14 protein-coding genes are annotated in these 17,707 nt (G+C 69.7%); 9 read left to right on the forward strand and 5 right to left on the reverse strand.

Going from position 1 to position 17,707, the window contains the following annotated elements; translation table 11 throughout:
* Window positions 1–264 precede the first annotated feature (264 nt).
* Complete coding sequence (locus ACIRSU_RS02745) at window positions 265–1,548, forward strand: MFS transporter (RefSeq protein ID WP_403788462.1); 1,284 nt, start codon at window positions 265–267, stop codon at window positions 1,546–1,548.
* A gap of 7 nt (window positions 1,549–1,555) precedes the next feature.
* Here the strand turns inward: ACIRSU_RS02745 and ACIRSU_RS02750 are convergent, their stop codons facing one another.
* Window positions 1,556–2,791, reverse strand: coding sequence for a helix-turn-helix domain-containing protein (locus tag ACIRSU_RS02750; RefSeq protein WP_403788464.1), 1,236 nt, complete (start codon window positions 2,789–2,791; stop codon window positions 1,556–1,558).
* 51 nt (window positions 2,792–2,842) lie between these two features.
* Entirely contained in the window at window positions 2,843–3,013 is a 171-nt protein-coding gene (locus ACIRSU_RS02755; RefSeq protein ID WP_403788466.1) for a hypothetical protein, read from the reverse strand.
* 250 nt (window positions 3,014–3,263) lie between these two features.
* Between ACIRSU_RS02755 and ACIRSU_RS02760 the strand changes: the two genes are divergently transcribed.
* Complete coding sequence (locus ACIRSU_RS02760) at window positions 3,264–3,872, forward strand: helix-turn-helix domain-containing protein (protein ID WP_403788468.1); 609 nt, start codon at window positions 3,264–3,266, stop codon at window positions 3,870–3,872.
* A 131-nt stretch (window positions 3,873–4,003) separates the two neighbouring features.
* On the opposite strand, the gene ACIRSU_RS02765 is transcribed toward ACIRSU_RS02760, so the two are convergent.
* The 3 genes from ACIRSU_RS02765 to ACIRSU_RS02775 all read right to left on the reverse strand — a co-directional run bounded on the left by ACIRSU_RS02765 (window position 4,004) and on the right by ACIRSU_RS02775 (window position 8,677).
* The gene (locus ACIRSU_RS02765; RefSeq protein ID WP_403788470.1) at window positions 4,004–5,368 is read right to left on the reverse strand and encodes an NAD(P)/FAD-dependent oxidoreductase; all 1,365 of its coding nucleotides are present in this window, start codon (window positions 5,366–5,368) and stop codon (window positions 4,004–4,006) included.
* A gap of 179 nt (window positions 5,369–5,547) precedes the next feature.
* On the reverse strand, window positions 5,548–6,585 hold the full coding sequence (locus ACIRSU_RS02770; protein WP_403788472.1) for a dihydrodipicolinate reductase: 1,038 nt from the start codon (window positions 6,583–6,585) through the stop codon (window positions 5,548–5,550).
* A 643-nt stretch (window positions 6,586–7,228) separates the two neighbouring features.
* The gene (locus ACIRSU_RS02775; RefSeq protein ID WP_403788474.1) at window positions 7,229–8,677 is read right to left on the reverse strand and encodes an APC family permease; all 1,449 of its coding nucleotides are present in this window, start codon (window positions 8,675–8,677) and stop codon (window positions 7,229–7,231) included.
* 613 nt (window positions 8,678–9,290) lie between these two features.
* Between ACIRSU_RS02775 and ACIRSU_RS02780 the strand changes: the two genes are divergently transcribed.
* The 7 genes from ACIRSU_RS02780 (at window position 9,291) to ACIRSU_RS02810 (ending at window position 17,634) form a co-directional block, all read left to right on the forward strand.
* Window positions 9,291–10,823, forward strand: a complete 1,533-nt coding sequence (locus ACIRSU_RS02780; RefSeq protein ID WP_403788476.1) for a flavin-containing monooxygenase — start codon at window positions 9,291–9,293, stop codon at window positions 10,821–10,823.
* Entirely contained in the window at window positions 10,816–11,751 is a 936-nt protein-coding gene (locus ACIRSU_RS02785; protein WP_403788478.1) for an alpha/beta fold hydrolase, read from the forward strand. The genes ACIRSU_RS02780 and ACIRSU_RS02785 overlap by 8 nt, the downstream gene beginning before the upstream one ends.
* The gene (locus ACIRSU_RS02790) at window positions 11,735–13,129 is read left to right on the forward strand and encodes a flavin monoamine oxidase family protein (RefSeq protein ID WP_403788480.1); all 1,395 of its coding nucleotides are present in this window, start codon (window positions 11,735–11,737) and stop codon (window positions 13,127–13,129) included. The genes ACIRSU_RS02785 and ACIRSU_RS02790 overlap by 17 nt, the downstream gene beginning before the upstream one ends.
* Window positions 13,126–13,830: a transporter gene (locus tag ACIRSU_RS02795; protein ID WP_403788482.1), complete on the forward strand. Its 705-nt coding sequence runs from the start codon at window positions 13,126–13,128 to the stop codon at window positions 13,828–13,830. The genes ACIRSU_RS02790 and ACIRSU_RS02795 overlap by 4 nt, the downstream gene beginning before the upstream one ends.
* Before the next feature lie 26 nt (window positions 13,831–13,856).
* Window positions 13,857–15,215, forward strand: coding sequence for an NAD-dependent succinate-semialdehyde dehydrogenase (locus ACIRSU_RS02800; protein ID WP_403788484.1), 1,359 nt, complete (start codon window positions 13,857–13,859; stop codon window positions 15,213–15,215).
* Between the two features lie 29 nt (window positions 15,216–15,244).
* Window positions 15,245–16,360 carry a Zn-dependent alcohol dehydrogenase gene (locus tag ACIRSU_RS02805; protein WP_403788486.1) on the forward strand — a complete coding sequence of 372 codons (1,116 nt, stop codon included), beginning with the start codon at window positions 15,245–15,247 and terminating at the stop codon, window positions 16,358–16,360.
* 122 nt (window positions 16,361–16,482) lie between these two features.
* Window positions 16,483–17,634, forward strand: coding sequence for an aspartate aminotransferase family protein (locus ACIRSU_RS02810; protein ID WP_403788488.1), 1,152 nt, complete (start codon window positions 16,483–16,485; stop codon window positions 17,632–17,634).
* The last annotated feature ends 73 nt before the right edge of the window (window positions 17,635–17,707 follow it).

Consider the following 17,707-nt stretch of genomic DNA (forward strand, 5'->3'; position numbering starts at 1 on the left):
TCGAAGCAGAGGCCGCTCGCCGGGTTGCCGAACCGGCCGCCGTCGGCTTCGTAGCGACAAGTGAACAAAGCCACGCGCCGGTGGTGCCGAGTGCACAGGGCAGCGCGAACCAGGGTGCAGTGTGTCGTACCCAAGAACGGTCCGGATCGCGACAGTGGAGCACCACCGTCGACCGACAAGGACAATGACATGCCGGAGTTGACGCCCACTCAGCGACGAGCACGCGGAGCCGCCGCCGTAGGTGTAGGCGCAGTCGCCACGGTCATGATCCGACGCAGCACCCGGAGGCGCGGCGAGTCGCCCGGTCGTCACGTACTGCCCGGAAGCACGAACGAGAACACTCGAGCGGCCGCGACGACGGCTGCGCCGCGCGTCGAGCAGCACGCGAAGAGCCGGTGGGTGGTCTTCCTCGCCTACGGGCTCCTGGCGGCCGCGTCCCAGGCGCTCTTCGTGAACTACGCGCCCGTGACGGAGGACGCCGCGCGGCACTTCGGCGTCTCCGTCGGCGAGATCGGCTGGCTGTCCCAGGTCTTCCCGCTGGTCTACGTCCTCCTTGCCGTCCCCGCCGGCATCGCTCTCGACCGGTTTCTCCGTCCGGCCCTCGTGGTCGGCGCGGTGCTCACTGCGTCAGGAGCGTTCCTGAGACTGGTTGCCGACGACTTCACCTGGGCGTTCATCGGACAGGCCGTCGCCGCCGCGGGGCAGCCCTTCGTCCTGAACGCCATACCGGGTCTCGCCGTGGGCTACCTCGCCGAGAAGCACCGCGCCACCGGAATCGCCGCCGCGTCCTCCGCCACGTTCGCCGGCATGGTCCTGGGCTACCTGCTGGGCGCGCTTCTGCCCGGCGAGAACCACATCCGTACCCTCACCCTCATCACCGCCCTGATCGCCATGGACGCCGGGCTGTGTCTCGTCGCGGCACTTCGCTTCCCGCCGCGGGCGCGCCCCGAGTCCGCACCCGCGACCAGTGGGCTCCGGGCCTTTCGCGCGGCACTCGGCAATCGCTACGTACGACGTCTGTGCGCGGTCGTCGCCATCCCGATGGGCACGTTCATCGCCCTCGCGACGTTCGTACAACCGCTGTTGGCGCCGGCGGGAGTTTCGGAATCCACCGCCGGTCTGATCCTCGCGCTGACCATGATCGCCGGTGTGATCGGCTGCGCCGTCGTGCCGGTCTGGGCGGACCGACGCGGCCGCGAGGTCCAGGTCATGGGTGCCGCGATCGCTCTCACTGCCGGGGCCTGCCTCCATCTCGTCCTGGTCCCGAGCACGCCCATGGCCTTCCTCATGCTCCTCGGGACGGGCTTCGTGCTGCTTCCGGCTCTTCCCATCGTGCTCTCCCTGAGCGAGCGGCACGCGCCCGAAGCCGAGAGCACGGCGGCCGGTCTCATCTGGATGGCGGGCAATCTGGGAGGAGTGCTGCTGGCGGCGGTCGTCGGGCTGCTCGTCACCCGCCCCGCGATCGCGTTCGCGGTCCTGTCAGCCGCCACCCTGCTCGCTCTCCCGGCACTCCACTGGTTCAGGAGGCTCGACACCACGGCCCCGTGAGGTGGGCTCAGCCGGGATCGGGCGCAGCGATGTCAGGCGCGAGGTCCAGCAGCAGGAGCGCAGCCGCCACATGGGTCGGGTTGTGCTCCACCTTGACGGCCGAGAGCTCGTTGGCACGCGAGACCCGCCGCTCGACGGTGTTCCGGTGTGCGTAGAGGTGGGCGGCCGCCCGGGTGGTGTTGAAGCCGCACTGCACATAGGTGAGGAGCGCCTGACGCAGTGTCAGGTCGGCTTCGGCCAACGGCCCGAGCGTGTTGATGACGAACCGACGTGCGCCGGCACGGTCCTTCGTGAGCGCGTCGATCAGCTCGACGTCGGCGTAGGCGGTGAAGCGCCGGTCGGACCCGAGCCGGATGACCAGCGCCTGCGCCGCGAGGGCGTCCTGGTGGCTGGACCGGAACCCTTCGAGTCCACGTCCCGGCCTGCCCTCCGCCACGTGGACCCGGTCGGCCGCCCCGAGGGCCTTCTCCACAGGGTGGAGGTCCGGAACGGCCTCTCCCGAGAGCCAGATCCACCGCGACGTGGCACTGGCACGCGCCACCAGGGCGCTCCGGCCCCCGGCGGCGGAGCGCACGGCCAGGATCGCCTCGTCCAGGGCATCGGCCTCCTGAGGATCATCGATCCACAGGACGAGGCCCACGTGCCACCGCCCCATCCGGTAGCGCAGGCGCCCCTCGGCCAGGTCTTCCGCCATCGGTGCCCCGCTGGCGATCAGTTGGATCAGTGCGATCCCCTCGGCATCCGTATTGCCCATCGCCGCGGCGAAGCCGGCCTCACGCAGGGCCGCGACCGAGTCGAGGGCGTACTGCACCAGCGACTTCCCCGACACGTCCAGGACGCCCACGAGAAGGCCGGGGTCGGCGCAGTGCGCCACGCACTCCTCCAGCCATCGCCGCCAGCCGATGCCCAGTGCCACGCGCCAGGCGACGGCGAAGTCGGGCGCGATGCCGCGGGAGACGAGATCGTGGATGTACGCCGTGGCCCTCGGGCCGACGTAGGGCTCCACCCGCCGTCCCGGTTGCTGGACGTTCGCGGTCAGCCATTGGACGAGATCGGAGCGGTTGAGCTCGCGATCCTCCTCGACCAGCGAGGCGTCCGCGAGGAGGGCAGGATCGTTCTGGGCCACCAGAGAGGGCTCTGCGAAGGTGTCGACCAGGGCGTCCGTTTCCGTCAGCAGACGCTGGCACAGTGACCTGATCGCATCAGCGACCTCGCGGGAGGGCGGGGGCCACAGCTCTTCCATGTCTTAAGTGTCCCTCCGGTCCCGAGGAGCCGACGCTCCCGACATGCCGTGTCACTGACAGATGAAGGCGAGCAGCGCGTCCTGGCGCTGTGCGGGCGTCGTCCTGGACCGCGCCGGAAAGGCGGCCGTCGCGGACCGGAGAATGCCGTTGACGACGTCGTCGACGATGCGGGTCATGGTTCCCGTGCAGCGACGCATCGCATCCGCCACCTCGACGGGCATTGCAGGGCAGCGGAGAACAAACGCGCGCATGAGGCTCCAAAAGTGAGGGATGTTTAGCGCTACTAAACCGGCGGCAGGTCTACCACGCCGCTGGTGGCGCTGCAAGAGTTCCGGCGGCGTCGCCCCCTGAGGGCACCGGCCACCCGTGACGCGCATGCCTTAGCCTCGTGTCACGGAGGGGGCTCGTCCGAGTCGGCCTGTCACCCGATGGGCACACGACCTCGACCTCTGGACGGGCGGTGAGCACACGATGTCGATCGAAAACAGCGGGAGAGCAGGCCGAGCGGCCAAGAACTCCCCTGCCCTCGAAGCGTCCACAGGCGCGCAACTGAGGGCGATCAGGATCAGCCGCGGGTTGTCGTTGACGGAAGTCGCGCATCGGGCGGAGGTAACCAAGGGCTTCCTGAGTCAGTTGGAGCGTGGTCTCACCAACGTGTCCGTCCCGACGTTGTTGCGCGTCTGCGATGTGCTGCGGATCGGGGTCGGCGAGCTGTTCACCCACCCGGAGGAGCAGGTCGTGGAGAGCGGAAGCCGGATCCACATGGGCGGTGAAGGTGTGACCGAGTACCTGCTCACGCCTGCCGACACCACGGCGTTCCAGGTCTTCCGCTCGGTGATCGAGCCGGGCGGGGGCACGGGTGGCCCCTATCGGCTCGACACGGCCATGATCTTCGCGATGGGGCTGAGCGGCTCGACCCGTCTGATCGTCGGGGGCGAGATCCGGATGCTGTCGGCAGGGGCGTCCACTTCGTTCTCCGGGCAGACGCTTCACCAGTTCGACAATCCGGGTACGACGATGAGCGAGGTCCTCTGGGTCCTCTCGCCTCCCCTGCTGCGCGCCGCGCGAGGACCCGCCTAGGTTCTGTCGTCAGAGGTCAGGCCCCCATCAGGAGTGCGAGGGCGAAGGCTGCTTCGCAGGACCCGGCGGTCTTGTCGTGGCGGGTGGCGATCTCACACCACGCCGTCGCGGGGCGGGCGCCGCTCGAACCTTCAGAAACCCCCGCGCCTGCCACGACGGAGCGCCCGCCGGGCCAGCCTCTTGCTGCCGTTGAAGAAGTCGTTGAACCGGTCCACCCCCCAGATGGCCCGGAGGACGAACGGCTGCATCAGCAGCGACATCGACGCCGGGTACTTCGAGGCGTCCGACCAGATGCCGGCGAGGTCCTCCGACATCTCGCCGTCGACGATGTAGTCGGCGAGCTGATGGGCCACGTACGGCACCTGACAGAGGCCGTGACCGTTGCAGGCCATCGAGTAGAAGACGTTGTCGCCCACCTGTCCGGCGACCGCCAGCCAGTCCGGGCTGATGCCGATCCAACCGCCCCAGGCCCGCTCGATGGCCACGTCGGACAGCGACGGGAACCGATGGGCCAGGTCCTTCCCCATGTCCCGCACGACAGCGGGGTCCGGGACCCGGTCCGGGAGCGGGTAGGTCTGGCCTCGCTGCGCTTGGCGGACCCCGCAGACGATGGTGTTGCGCTCGGTGAGCCGGTAGTGGGTCATCAGCTGGTGCTGGGTGATGATGCCGGACCGACTGGTCCAGTCCAGCTCGGCGAGCCGCTCCGGCGCGATGGGTTCCGACTCGATCTCGATGACGTACAGCGGCGTAGCGAGGTTCTTGGGCGTGATGTCCCACTCGCCGCCGTAGACGCTGGTCGCGAGCAGCACCTTGCCGGCCCGCACGGTGCCGTGCGGTGTCGTGATCTCGACGGTGCCGCCTGTCCGCCGGACATCGCTCACCCGCGTCTGCTCGAAGACCTTGGCCGAGGAGGCGAGCAGCGCTCGACGCACACCACGAGCGAGCTTGCCCGGGTTCAGCATCCCGCCGATGGATTCCCGCATCCCGCCCACGAAGCCGGCGGGGAGGCCGAGTTCCTCCCTGCTGCCGACGGTCCCGTGCCCGCCGAAGGCGCGCAGGATCGCCGCCTGAGTGCGCACCCTGAGCATCATGAGAGGAGAGACCGCACCCCACACCAGGCCGTTCGCCACGTAGTCGCAGTCGATGTCGTGCGTCTTCATGAGGTCTTCCACGTAGCGCCCCGCGTGCTCCGCCAGTTTGGTCATGACCGGCATCTTCTTCGGGGACTGGAGGCTGAGCATCCGCAGGTCGCCACCCGGCGCCCCGGCGATCTGACCGCCGTTGCGCGAGGCCGAGCCGTAGCCGCAGAACTCGGCCTCCAACAGGACGACGTCCTGGTCGCGTTCCGCGAGGCGCAGGGCAGCCGCCATGCCACCCATGCCGCCGCCGATGACGGCGATGTCACAGGTGAGGTCGCCGTCCAGCGCGGGTCGCACGTCGTCCGGCCGGTCGATCCAGCCGGTGAAGCTGCTGTACGTCGTGTTGTCGGTCCTCATGCTGTCCTGATCTCGTTGAGGTGGGGTGTTCGTCCTACGTCATGCTGCGCGTCAAGCCCTGCTCGGCACGCGCCGCAAAGCCCTCGTTCCCGTGCGGCGGATCAACCGTTACGGGCGTCTCTTCCGCGAGACGTGTGAAGGCGGCGAGCAGAAGGTTGTCCGTCTTCCGTGTCTCCGTCTCAGTTCCGGGGAGTGGTGGCCCCGAGCGGGGCCCGGACTGCTCGGCGCTCTCCCTTGGCAGCGATCGCACGGGCCGGGAGGTCTCCCATCGACACGAGACCGGGACGCGCCTCGACGACCGCAGCGGCGGAGTTGACCGCCGCTGCGATCGTGCTGAGGAAGGAATCGAAGCCCACGGAGGAACGAAGGTCGATGACCTGCTCCTCTCCGACGATCCGGTAGTCGTCGCCCGCGGCCACCTCATCGGCCGGCTCGAAGAACCCGAACGTGATCTCCAGGTCGATCACCACTTCGCCCTTGAGCACGCCGCGGGCGGCATGAGTGACGGCCGAGATCTGTCCCGGTTCGATACGCAGGTGGTCCCCGACGCGCGGCGAGGTCGTCACGACGGCGGGTTCGACCTCTCCCACGTCCACCGAGTCGAGATCCCATCCGAGCCCCGCCGCGAGCGCCCCGATGGCCTGCTCGAAGCCGTGGTGGCCGACGACCTCGCCCCGGCTGCGAGCCTTCTCGAACTCCTCCGTGGTCAGACCGAGGCCGAACTTCGACAGGATCGCGCCGTAGCGTGACATGTTCGTCCGTCGGCGGATCCGCACGCTCTCCACACGCTGGGTCAGCGCAGTCAGCAGGAGGGGAAGGGTGTCCATCAGAACGCCCGGGTTCGCCCCGCTGCCCAGGACGGTCACGCCGTGCGCCTTCGCCGTGTCGTCGAGCCGTCGGGCCAGGTCGGGATGGCTCTGCCAGGGATAGGCCAGCTCTTCGCAGATGCTCAGGACGTTGTACGAACGCTCCAGCAGCGGCAGCAGGACGTCGGCCAGCCTGTGCAGATCCGAAACGGTCGCCACGATCGCGAGGTCGGCGGTGGGCAGGTCGGCCGGGTCACTCACGATGACGACGCCGTTCGCGGCGCCACCGAGGAACATTCCGAGGTCCTGCCCCACCACGCGGGGGTCGTGGTCCACCGCTCCGACGACCTCCACGTCTGCGCGTCGCAGCAGGGAAGAAGCGATGGCCCGGCCGGTGGCGCCGAGACCCACGATGACAGTCTGACTACTCAACGCACTCTCCTGGGCGCCCCGGCCGGCACGCCGTCGACACGGTGTTCGGTGAAAGGAGACCTCGCCTGTGGCGGTTGCCTCGTACCTCACTGTCGCCAGCCACGACCGCGGTGAGAACGACACGGAGCACCTGCTTCCGCTGAGGACGGTGCACGGTGCACAAGCCCGTCGCGCCCCACTCGCGCGGCGAGGGGACGCCGCGACGGCGGAGCCGGGCGCGGACCGCCTTCGGTGGTGGCCCTTGTCGCCCGGGACGCGATCGGGCCGGACGCGAGGCCGCCCCGGTCCGATCCGGGGCACCCTGATCGTTTCCCTCACGGCGGTGAACCGGGTGCGGTCGTCGGTGTCGCCGCCGGCGACGAAAGCGAGGGGCTCGCCCCGGACGTCGCACGCCAGATGGAGCGCGGCTCACGGCCCGTACCGCTCGGACACGCCCCACCAGCCGGCCCCGGAGCGGGACTTCCCCACGATCCCGTTCAGGACCCTACGGCCGTCCGGCCGCTTCCGCCCCGCGACGGCTCGGGCGGCAACGTCCGGAAGAACTCCCTTTCGACGCCGGACGGTTCATGGCGACGCATCACCCCAGCGTGATCCACCCGGCAGGATCATTCGAAGTCATCGCCTAGAGGCGCTCGTAGACGGCCGGTCGGCGCGCTCGCAGGACCAAGGCCTGCGCCGCGCCGACCACGGCCGAGAGGGCGACGAGCCCCCCGATCACCCAGGCGCCCGCGACGGTGCCGACGAGGAGCGGGAAGTTGGCGACCATCATGCAGACCACACAGGCCAGGCCGAGGAAGGCGACGCCCGGGGCCACGACCGTCCGCCACACCGACTGCCGCCCGTCGGCGCGCCGGAAGAAGCCGATGACGGCGAGACTGGTGGCCGCCATCAGCAGGACGACCCCGAGGGTGGCGGCACCCGAGAACCAGGCGTAGAGGTCCCCGATCGGGTCGAGGCCGAGCGCGGCGACGACGATCGTGATGACGAACGCGACCACCGAGGCGACGGCCGAGGACGCCGACGGCGCGCGGTGCCGGGGGTGGACGACGCCCAGGGACGCCGGAAGCGCACCGGCCCGGGACAGCGCGAACTGGTAGCGCGTCACGACGTTGTGGAAGGCCAGTACGCAAGCGAACTGGCTGGTGATCAGAAGGAGTTGCATGGTGTCGGCCCAGACGGAACCGACGTAGCTCCGCGTCAGCGTGAGGACCAGGCCCTCGGGGTCGGCCTGCGCGGCTCCGACCACGGCGTCGACGCCGGCGCCCACCACGATCGCCCACACGGTGAACGAGTAGAAGGCTCCGATCACCAGGATCGCGACGTACGTCGCCCGCGGGACCGTGACGTCGGGGTCCTTCGCCTCGTTGCGGAACACGGCCGTCGCCTCGAAGCCGATGAACCCGAAGATGGCGAACATGACGCCGAGGCCCGGGGAGCCGGTGCCCACGATCGAGGGCGACACCGGCTCGGCCGTCAGGCCGTGGGCGCCGCCGTGGCCCATGATGCCGAAGTCCATGACCAGGAGCAGCAGGGATTCCAGCACCAGCACGGCGCCGAGCACTCTGGCGCTCAGCTCGATGTCGCGGTAGCCGAGGAAGGCGCTGACGCCCAGCGAGACGAGTGCCCACGCCCACCACGGGGAGCCGGTGTCGGCGTACCGCTCGATGACGTTGCTCGTCGCGACGCCGACGTAGGCGTTCACCCCGACGAGAAGCAGTGTGTAGGAGAAGAGCGCGAGGGTCGCGGCCGAGAGGCCGGGTACGCGACCGAGCCCCGCCTGGACGTAGGCGTAGAAGGCGCCCGCGTTCCGCACCCGTCCGGCCATCAGCGTGAAGCCGACCGCGAAGACCAGCAGCATCACGGTGGACAGCGCGAAGTACAGCGGCATTCCCGGGCTGCCGCTCACGGCGAAGGCGAGCGGCACCCCGCCGGCCACCAGCCCGAGCGGCGCCGCCGCGGCGACGACCATGAACACGATCTGCGACACGCCCAGCCCACGGTTGAGCGGGTTGCTCGGTGCCGCTTCACCGCCGGGTACTTCGACGTGCCCTGTCTTGGAGAGGTCGGTCATCGCGACACCTTTCGACTCACGGGCCGGCACCGGCCCGTCATGGGTGGACAAAGGAGTGCGTGAAGCGGTGCGCCTGCGCGAACGACGGATGCGGTTCCTCCGCAGCGGACCGCGTCGGAGCGGCAGGAGGCGGATCTCCTCGCCCGAGAAGACGTCACCCCGCACGGGTTCGCGAGTCGTCGGGCGCTCCCGCTCGGCCGCGATCGCGGGAGTGACGGCGGCGATCCCCCGCGGCTCGATACACCCGTGGGTCCCTACGCGCAGCGAGGTCGTGACGACAGCCGGTCCGGCCTCTGGACACGACCACGACGAGGTGTTTAGCACGACTAAACACCGGGGGTGAATCTCTATCACGCCGGTCTTGCTGCCGCAATGGCCGCGGCACGACCGGCCGCTGGACGGCCGTCTCCGGCCGCTCCGCTCCCGGAAGGGCCGGGCCACGGGGTCTGCCGGGGTCGCGGCTCGAACGTCGGACACCGTAGGGGCGCAGCGGCCCGGCCTGCCTGTGCATCCTGCACCGAGCCCTGGCGAAGGAGGTGCCCGCTGTCGTTCTCGCAGGCGGTCGCGGCTCGCGACAGTGAGGCAACCGCCACAGGAACAGCGAGGAAACATCATGACTGCTGAGGTGTTGGACGCCGTCGAGGAATTCGACGTGGTGATCATCGGGGCCGGGATCTCCGGGATCGGCGCGGCCACCTATTTCAGCCGGGAGCTCCCCGACAAGTCGCTCGCCGTGCTGGAAGCGCGCGACGACATCGGCGGCACTTGGGACCTGTTCCGCTATCCCGGCATCCGCTCGGACTCCGACCTCCACACGTTCGGGTACGCGTTCAAGCCCTGGCGCCACGAAGCCGCGATCGCCGACGCTCCCCTCATCAAGGAGTACCTCCACGAGACCGTCGAGGAGAACGGCCTGGAGCGCGTCCTCAGGCTCGGCCACCGGGTCGTCCGCTCGGAGTGGTCCACGGCGGACTCACGGTGGACCCTCACCGTCCAGACGTCGGACCCCGCCACGGGAGCGACCCGGACCAGGACGATCCGCGCGGGCTGGGTCTTCGCCGCCACCGGCTACTACCGGTACGACGAGGGGTTCTCCCCGGAGTTCCAGGGTCGGGACGAGTTCGAAGGCCGGATCGTCCATCCGCAGCACTGGCCCGAGGACCTCGACTACAGCGACAAGAAGGTCGTCGTCATCGGCAGCGGCGCGACCGCGATCACTCTGGTGCCGGCCATGACCACAGGGGCGGGCGCCGCCCGCCACGTGACGATGCTGCAGCGCACCCCCACCTACGTGATGGCGCTCCCCCGTGTCGACAAGGTCGCCCTGGCGCTCACGAAGCTGCTCGGAGAAGAGCGCGGGTACGCCGCGACGCGGTTCAAGAACATCTGGACGGAACACGCCGTCGTGAAGGGGCTGCGGAGGTTCCCCAAGGCAGGACGGGCCTTCATCCGGCGCGAGAACGTCAAGCGCCTTCCCAAGGGATTCGACGTCGACAAGCACTTCAACCCGCCCTACGACCCGTGGGACCAGCGGCTGTGCGTGGCACCGAACGGCGACTTCTTCGACGCGATCAAGGAAGGCAGGGCCTCCGTCGTCACCGACGCCGTGGCGCGGTTCAGCAAGCGCGGCATCGTCCTGGCGTCGGGCGAGGAGCTGGAAGCCGACATCATCGTCACCGCGACGGGGCTGAACCTGCGGCTCTTCGACGGCATGCCCATCGTGGTCGACGGGCGCCAGGTCGACGTCGCGGACGCGCTCTGTTATCGCGGCATGCTGCTGAGCGGCATGCCGAACTGGGCGATGGCGATCGGCTACACCACCTCGTCCTGGACGCTGAAGGTGAGCCTGATGTGTCGCTACTTCATCGACCTGGTCCGGCACATGGACGCCCGCGGCTACGACACGGTGGTTCCGGTCGCGCCGTCCGGGACACCGCGCAGGTCCGTCATGGACATCCAGGCCGGGTACGCCAAGCGCGGCGAGAAGCTCCTGCCCAAGCAGGGCCCCGAGAAGCCCTGGCGGATGGCGATGTCCTACCCCGAGGACGCCAAGGCCCTGCGCGGGCCGGTGGCCGACGAGAACCTCGTGTTCGGCACCGGCCGGTCGGCCGCGCAGCGGACCGGGAGGCGAGCGGCCCATGCCTGAGACGAACGGCGCCGAGAGCGTCGACCAGTACGCGACCCTGCCGTCCGGAATGACGATCTGCTTCCGGGACCACGGCGACAAGGCCGACCCCGTCATCCTGCTCGTCGCCGGCATGGGCGAGGACCTCACCATGTGGACCGGCTCGTTCTTCGGTTCGCTCGTCGCCCGTGGCTTCCGGGTCGTCGCGTTCGACAACCGTGACGTCGGCCAGTCGACGTTCGTCGCCGCGCCTCCTCCCGCGCTCTGGCGGCAGATCGCCGCGCGCCCGCGCGGCGACGCGTACGCGCTGGCCGACATGGCCCAGGACGCCGTCGGCGTACTCGACCACCTCGGGATCTCCCGGGTGCACCTGGTGGGGCGTTCGATGGGCGGGATGATCGCGCAGACGATCGCGGCCACGGCGCCCGAGCGCGTCCTGTCGCTCACGTCCGTCTATTCGACCACCGGGGCGAAGAAGGTGGGACAGCCGGCGCTGTCGACGATCCGGCTCATCGCCGCCCCACCGGCGAGGACCAGGACCGAGGCGGTCCGTGCCCACCTGCGGCTCACCAGGCACGTCGCCGGAGTGGGATACCCCATCGACGACGCCGCCGAGGCGGCCCTGGCTGCTCACGCGTGGGATCGCAGCGCCGGTGACCCGGCGGCCGGCGTGGCGCGTCAGGTGCAGGCGATCCAGCGATCCGGAGACCGGACGGCCCAGTTGGGCAGGATCACGGCCCCGACGCTGGTCATCAACGGCGACCGGGACCTGCTGGTCGCCCCGAGCGGCGGCGCCGCGACCGTCCGGGCGATCCGCGCGGCCCAGCACGTGGTCATTCCCGGTATGGGCCACCACATCCCCGAGGCCCTCGTCGGTCCCGTCACCGAGTACATCGCGCAGCACGCGGCCCGCGTGGGCGAAGGAGGAAGCCATGTCCGGATCTCGTAAGCCCGGCTCCGGGGACACCACGGTCGACGTCGTCGTCGTCGGTGCCGGCTTCGCCGGCCTGAGCGCCGCCGAGCGACTGGTGAGCACGGGACGGTCCGTCCTGGTCGTGGAAGGCCGCGACCGGGTCGGAGGCCGATCGCGCTCCGGCGAGGTGGCAGGCGTGAAGGTCGACCTCGGAGCGACGTGGGTGGCACGACGCCACACCGCCGTCCGGGACCTCGCGCGCCGGATGGGGTGTACCACGACGGACCAGTTCAACCAGGGCCGCAACGTGCTGTGGATGGCGGGCCGGCGCCGCACCTATAGCGGCACCATTCCCAAGGTCTCCGCCGCGGCCCTGGTGGACATGGCCCGCATGCAGATGGCGGTGGACAAGCTGGTCGCGACCGTCGACGTGAACGCCGCGTGGGAGACGCCCGGGGCCGGGCGGCTCGACGCCATCTCGTTCGGCGAGTGGCTCGACCGGAAGAACGCGCTGCCCAGCACCCGTGCGTTGATGACCATCGTCAGCAAGGTGCAGTGGGGCTGCACCCCGGGAGACGTCTCCCTGCTGCACGCACTGCGCTACATCCGTTCGGCGGGCGGGCTCGACCACATGCTGGACGTCGACGGCGGTCAGCAGCAGGACCGGCTCGTCGAGACTACCCAGGAGATCGCCAAACGGGTGGCGGAGAGGCTCGGCGACCGCGTGCGCCTGGAGACACCGGTGCGCCGCATCACGCAGGACGACGACGGCGTCACCGTCCACACCGACTCCGGCGAGATCCGCGCAGGGTACGCGATCGTCACGGCCGCGCCGGCGCACCGCGCCGCCATCGAGTTCGATCCCGCTCTGCCCGAGCAGGCCGAAGGGCTCGCGCGTACCTGGCGCATGGGCGTGCTGAGCAAGGCCTTCGTGGCCTACGAGAAGCCGTTCTGGCGGGCCGACGGATTCTCCGGTGAGGCTGTGACCGACACCGGAACCGTGTTCATCACCTTCGACGTGTCCCCGGCGCCCAGCGGACCGGGCATCCTGATGGCCTTCTGCGATCCGCGCGTCTTCGACGGCTTCAGCCCCGAGATCCGACGCGATCGGGTCGTCCAGCAGCTCGCCGACCTCTACGGTCCGCAGGCCCGCACCCCGATCGACTACACGGACCACTGCTGGGGAGCGGAGCCCTTCGCCCCGGGCGGCCCCAACCCCGCCGTCGCCCCCTACGCGACCACGAGCTACGGCAAGGCGCTGTCCGAGCCCCACGGGCGCGTCCACTGGGCCGGCACCGAGACCGCCGGCGAATGGGCCGGAAGCATGAACGGCGCGGTCCTGACGGGCCAGCGCACCGCCGAGCGCGTCCTCACCCTGCTGTCCCGCGACGTCCGAGAGGGGGCGTCTCGATGAGAGAGGCGCTGTTCCTGCTGGCCGACCTGTGGATGATCTTCGTCGGCTACTTCTACGGCTGGAGGTTCATCCGCCGGTACGGCAACTACCTCCTCGGTCTCGAATTGATGGTCGTCGCGACGTCGGGCAGCAACTTCCTGCTCTGGTCGCTGCTCAGTGGTGACAGCGGCAGCCCCATGTACGCCATCGCGTACTTCTTCGACGCGTTCTCCCGGTCGGTCGGCATCACGCTCATCCTGATCATGGGCCTGATGCAGGTCACCCATCGCTACAAGCCGAGCGTCGGCGTCGATGTGGGCGTGTTCGGAGTGGCGATCGTGGCCGGTCTGTTCCTCCGGCCGTTCCACGGCGCGGATCTCCACACCGGCGGCATCGCGTTCTGGGTCGCCGTTTTCTACGTCGTCGTCAATCTCCTCACGGCGGTCTTCCTCGGGTACTTCGTCAAGCGGCTCTGGGACGCGGGCGCGAAGTGGCCGGCAATCTGGACGGGGCTGGTCACGGCCGCCGCGACCACCATCGCGATCACCTACGACTTCTTCCCGCTGCCGTTCGACGACGCGAGCCGCACGATCTTCTACACCGCCGCGCTGGCGACATGGGGCACCCAGGGCTTCGTCTACTTCCGTGCCTACCGCGCGCTGCACGAGCGCAACGCGGCCTTGGACGCGAACCCGGCCCGCGCGACCGAAACCCTCGCATGAACCCCGAAAACGAACAAGGAGTCAGCATGGCGAAGAGGCACGTGTACGCGGTGGTGGACCCCGCCAGCGGCAAGCTGGTCAAGGAGTACCCCACCGCGACGGACGAGGCCGTCGAGGGGGCGGTCGACGCGGCGGCGAAGGCCTACGCACAGTGGTCGAGGCAGACCTCCGTGGAACAGCGCGCCCAGCTGCTGAACACCGTCGCCGCCCTCCACGACGAGCGCAGCGCGCAGCTTGCCGAGATCATCCACCGGGAGATGGGCAAGCCGGTGGACGAGGCCGTCGCGGAGGTCGAGTTCAGCGCCTCGATCTACCGGTACTACGCCGAGAACGCGGAGAAGTTCCTCACCGACGAACCGATCGAGCTCTTCGAGGGAGAGGGCACCGCCTTCGTCCGTCGCCAGCCGATCGGCGTGCTGCTGGGGATCATGCCCTGGAACTACCCGTACTACCAGGTGGCCCGGTTCGCCGCGCCCAACCTCGCGCTGGGCAACACCATTGTGCTCAAGCATGCGTCGCAGTGTCCGGAGTCGTCCGAGGCACTCCAGCAGCTGTTCACGGACGCGGGCTTCCCCCAGGGCTGCTACGTCAACGTCCACGCCACCGGCGAGCAGATCGCCCGCGCCATCGCGGACCCCCGGGTGCAGGGCGTCTCCTTCACCGGTTCGGAGCGGGCCGGCGCGGAGGTCGCCGAGAAGGCCGGGCGCAACCTCAAGAAGGTGGTGCTCGAACTGGGCGGCTCCGACCCCTTCGTCGTGCTGTCGACCCACGACCTCGACGCCACGGTCCAGGCGGCGGTCGAGGCGCGGTTCGAGAACGCCGGGCAGGCGTGCAACGCCGGGAAGCGCTTCATCGTCGCCGAGGACCTCTACGACGCCTTCCTCGACAAGTTCACCGAGAAGGTGCTCGCCCTGACCGACGGGCTGGCGCCGCTCTCCTCGGTCGCCGCCGCCGAGTACGTCGAGGCCCAGGTCGAGCGAGCCGTCGCTGAGGGGGCGACCTTCGTCTCTGCTCGACAGCGCGAAGGGGCGTACTTCCCGCCCGGCGTTCTGACGGGCGTCTCGCCGACGTCGCCGTCGGCCGCCGAGGAGCTCTTCGGCCCCGTCGCGACCGTCTACCGCGTCGGATCCGAGGACGAGGCCGTCGAACTGGCGAACGAGACCCCGTACGGGCTGGGCTCCTACGTGTTCACGACGGACGCCGAGCAGGCGCTACGCGTCGCCGACAGGATCGACGCCGGCATGGTCTTCGTCAACGGCGTCGGCCTCGAAGGCGCGGAACTGCCCTTCGGCGGGGTCAAGCGGTCCGGTTTCGGCCGCGAACTGGGCCGGGGCGGAATCGACGAGTTCGCCAACAAGAAGCTCATCCGCACCGCCCGGACCTGATCGCCACAGCGCACAGAAGGGAACCCCTCATGACCATCGAATTCGACGCCGCTGTCTTCAGGACGCCGAACGAACCACTGACCATCGAAAAAGTGACCCTCCCCTCGACGCCTCCGCCCGGCGAGGTGCTCGTGCGGCTCAAAGCGAGCGGGGTGTGCCACAGCGACCTTCACGTGCTCGTGGGCGAATGGGAGGTGCCTTCGCCGATGATCCTCGGCCATGAAGGGGCCGGGATCGTCGAGAGCGTCGGCGAAGGCGTCACGACGCTGAAGAAGGGCGACCACGTCGTGCTGTCGTGGACGCCTTCGTGCCGCCGTTGCCGCTATTGCATCAGCGGCAGGCCCGTCCTCTGCGACATGGTCAGCCGGCACTCGGCGAACCACCTGTCGTTCGACGGCCGGACCCGGATCACGTCCGCCGACGAGGGCGACGTCTACAGCTTCGCCGGCCTCGGAACGTTCGGCCAGTACACCCTCGTGCCCGAATCAGCCGCGATCGCCATCCGGGACGACGCCCCGTTCGAACAGGCGGCTCTGGTCGGATGCGCCGTCACGACCGGCGTCGGCGCGGCCGTCAACACCGCCAAGGTGCGTCCGAGCGACACCGTGCTGGTCCTCGGCTGCGGCGGCGTCGGGTTGAACGCGATCCAGGGTGCCCGGCTGGCCGGCGCCCGGAAGATCATCGCCGCGGACATCTCCGACGAGAAGCTGGAGCAGGCACGCGTCTTCGGTGCGACCGACCTGATCAACAACGCCCGCGAGAACTTCGCCGACAGGGTGCGCCAGCTCACCGACGGACGCGGCGTGGAGATCGCCATCGAGGCCATCGGGCTGCCCCGCACCATCGAGTCGGCCTACGAGGTCCTGGCCCGAGGCGGCACGGCGGTGGTCGCCGGGCAGGTGGCGGACGGCGTGAGGATCTCCATCGACCCCTTCGTCATGTCCGATCAGGAGCTTTCGCTGATCGGCTCGAACTACGGCTCCAGCAAGCCGGATTCCGACTTCCCCATGCTGATCGACCACTACATGAACGACCGCATCGATCTCGACTCCCTCGTGACGCGCGTGATCGATCTGAAGGACGTCAACGAGGCGTTCGACCAGATGAAGCGCGGCATCGGCATCCGCTCGGTGATCACGTACTGAAAGGCAGGGGCGATCCCATGGCCCTGGAATCATCACGCTCGGCCTTCGAGCGAGCCCGCCGCAGCATCGGCGGGGGTGTGGGGTCGGGCCTGCGCGCCGCGATGCCTCCCCATCCGCTCTTCGTGCAAGAGGCAAAGGGCGCGCACGTCTGGGACCTGGACGGCGACCGGTACATCGACTACGTGATGGCCTGGGGCCCGCTCGTCCTCGGTCACGGCGACCCGCGCGTGCTGTCCGCGGTGTCCGATGTCGCGGCGAAGATGCAGGTCGTCGGCACCGGCCATCCGCTCGAGTACCTCGCGGCGGAAGCGGTCCTCGAGGCCGTGCCGCACGGCGAGCGACTGCTGTGGAGCAACACGGGGACCGAAGCGGTGCAGGTCGCGCTGCGCCTCGCGCGGGCCGCCACCGGGCGGCGTCGCGTCCTCAAGTTCGCCAAGAGCTACCACGGCTGGCACGACACCGTGTACGCCGGGATGTCCGAGGACGACTGCGACCGCCCCGCCACCCCCGGCGGACCGGGACAGTCGGCCAGCGTCCTGGACGACCTGGTCGTGGCGCGCTTCAACGACGTACAGCTGGCCGAGCGCCTGCTGAGCGAGTCCGTCGAGCGCGACATCGCGGCCGTGCTCGTCGACCCGGTGATGAGCAACGCGGGCGTCGAAGCACCCACACCGCAGTTCCTGTCGACGCTGCGGACCCTCTGCGACCGGCACGGCGTCGTCCTCGTCTTCGACGAGGTGATCGCCGGGTTCCGGATCGCGCGGGGCGGGGCGGCCGAGAAGTACGGCGTGCTGCCCGATCTGTCCGTCTTCGGGAAGGCGATGGCCGGCGGCTTCACTCAGAGTGCCGTCGTCGGCCGGGCGGAACTGGTCGATCAGGTGACGTCCGGCGTCGTTCATGCCGGAACCTTCAACGCCAACCCGGTCGCACTGGCGGCCGTCGCGGCGACGATGCGGGTCCTGGCCGATCCCGCGGTCTACGAGCTGCTCGAACGAACCTCGTCCGAGTTCGAAGCCCTCGTCGGTGGCGTGCTGGGCTCGTCTCCCGACTTCGGTCGTTTCAACCGGGTCGGCTCGCTCCTCCAGTACGTCCCCGCCGGCGGGTCCACCGGACTGCACGGGACCAGCGGGCTCTGGAGAGTGATCCTCGAAGGGATGCTGCGTCAAGGCTTTCTGTTCATGCCGTCCGGCAAGGTCTTCCTCAGCACGGCACACACCACCGCCGACATCGAGGCGACGGCCGAGGCCCTCGACCGGCTGCTGCGGCAGTCGTGACGCCCGCGTCACGCCGCGCGTAACCCCCACCCGCTCCGAGCCAGGCCGCGTGTTCTGTTCCCCCGCGGCCTGG

It is taken from the genome of Streptomyces sp. NPDC101160 (assembly GCF_044768205.1).
Lineage (GTDB): Bacteria > Actinomycetota > Actinomycetes > Streptomycetales > Streptomycetaceae > Streptomyces.

Coding starts and splice junctions, on each gene's coding strand:
- ACIRSU_RS02745 (WP_403788462.1), top strand. CDS start 265: ATGATCCGACGCAGCACCCGGAGGCGCGGCGAGTCGCCCGGTCGTCAC.
- ACIRSU_RS02750 (WP_403788464.1), bottom strand. CDS start 2,791: ATGGAAGAGCTGTGGCCCCCGCCCTCCCGCGAGGTCGCTGATGCGATC.
- ACIRSU_RS02755 (WP_403788466.1), bottom strand. CDS start 3,013: ATGCCCGTCGAGGTGGCGGATGCGATGCGTCGCTGCACGGGAACCATG.
- ACIRSU_RS02760 (WP_403788468.1), top strand. CDS start 3,264: ATGTCGATCGAAAACAGCGGGAGAGCAGGCCGAGCGGCCAAGAACTCC.
- ACIRSU_RS02765 (WP_403788470.1), bottom strand. CDS start 5,368: ATGAGGACCGACAACACGACGTACAGCAGCTTCACCGGCTGGATCGAC.
- ACIRSU_RS02775 (WP_403788474.1), bottom strand. CDS start 8,677: ATGACCGACCTCTCCAAGACAGGGCACGTCGAAGTACCCGGCGGTGAA.
- ACIRSU_RS02780 (WP_403788476.1), top strand. CDS start 9,291: ATGACTGCTGAGGTGTTGGACGCCGTCGAGGAATTCGACGTGGTGATC.
- ACIRSU_RS02785 (WP_403788478.1), top strand. CDS start 10,816: ATGCCTGAGACGAACGGCGCCGAGAGCGTCGACCAGTACGCGACCCTG.
- ACIRSU_RS02790 (WP_403788480.1), top strand. CDS start 11,735: ATGTCCGGATCTCGTAAGCCCGGCTCCGGGGACACCACGGTCGACGTC.
- ACIRSU_RS02795 (WP_403788482.1), top strand. CDS start 13,126: ATGAGAGAGGCGCTGTTCCTGCTGGCCGACCTGTGGATGATCTTCGTC.
- ACIRSU_RS02800 (WP_403788484.1), top strand. CDS start 13,857: ATGGCGAAGAGGCACGTGTACGCGGTGGTGGACCCCGCCAGCGGCAAG.
- ACIRSU_RS02805 (WP_403788486.1), top strand. CDS start 15,245: ATGACCATCGAATTCGACGCCGCTGTCTTCAGGACGCCGAACGAACCA.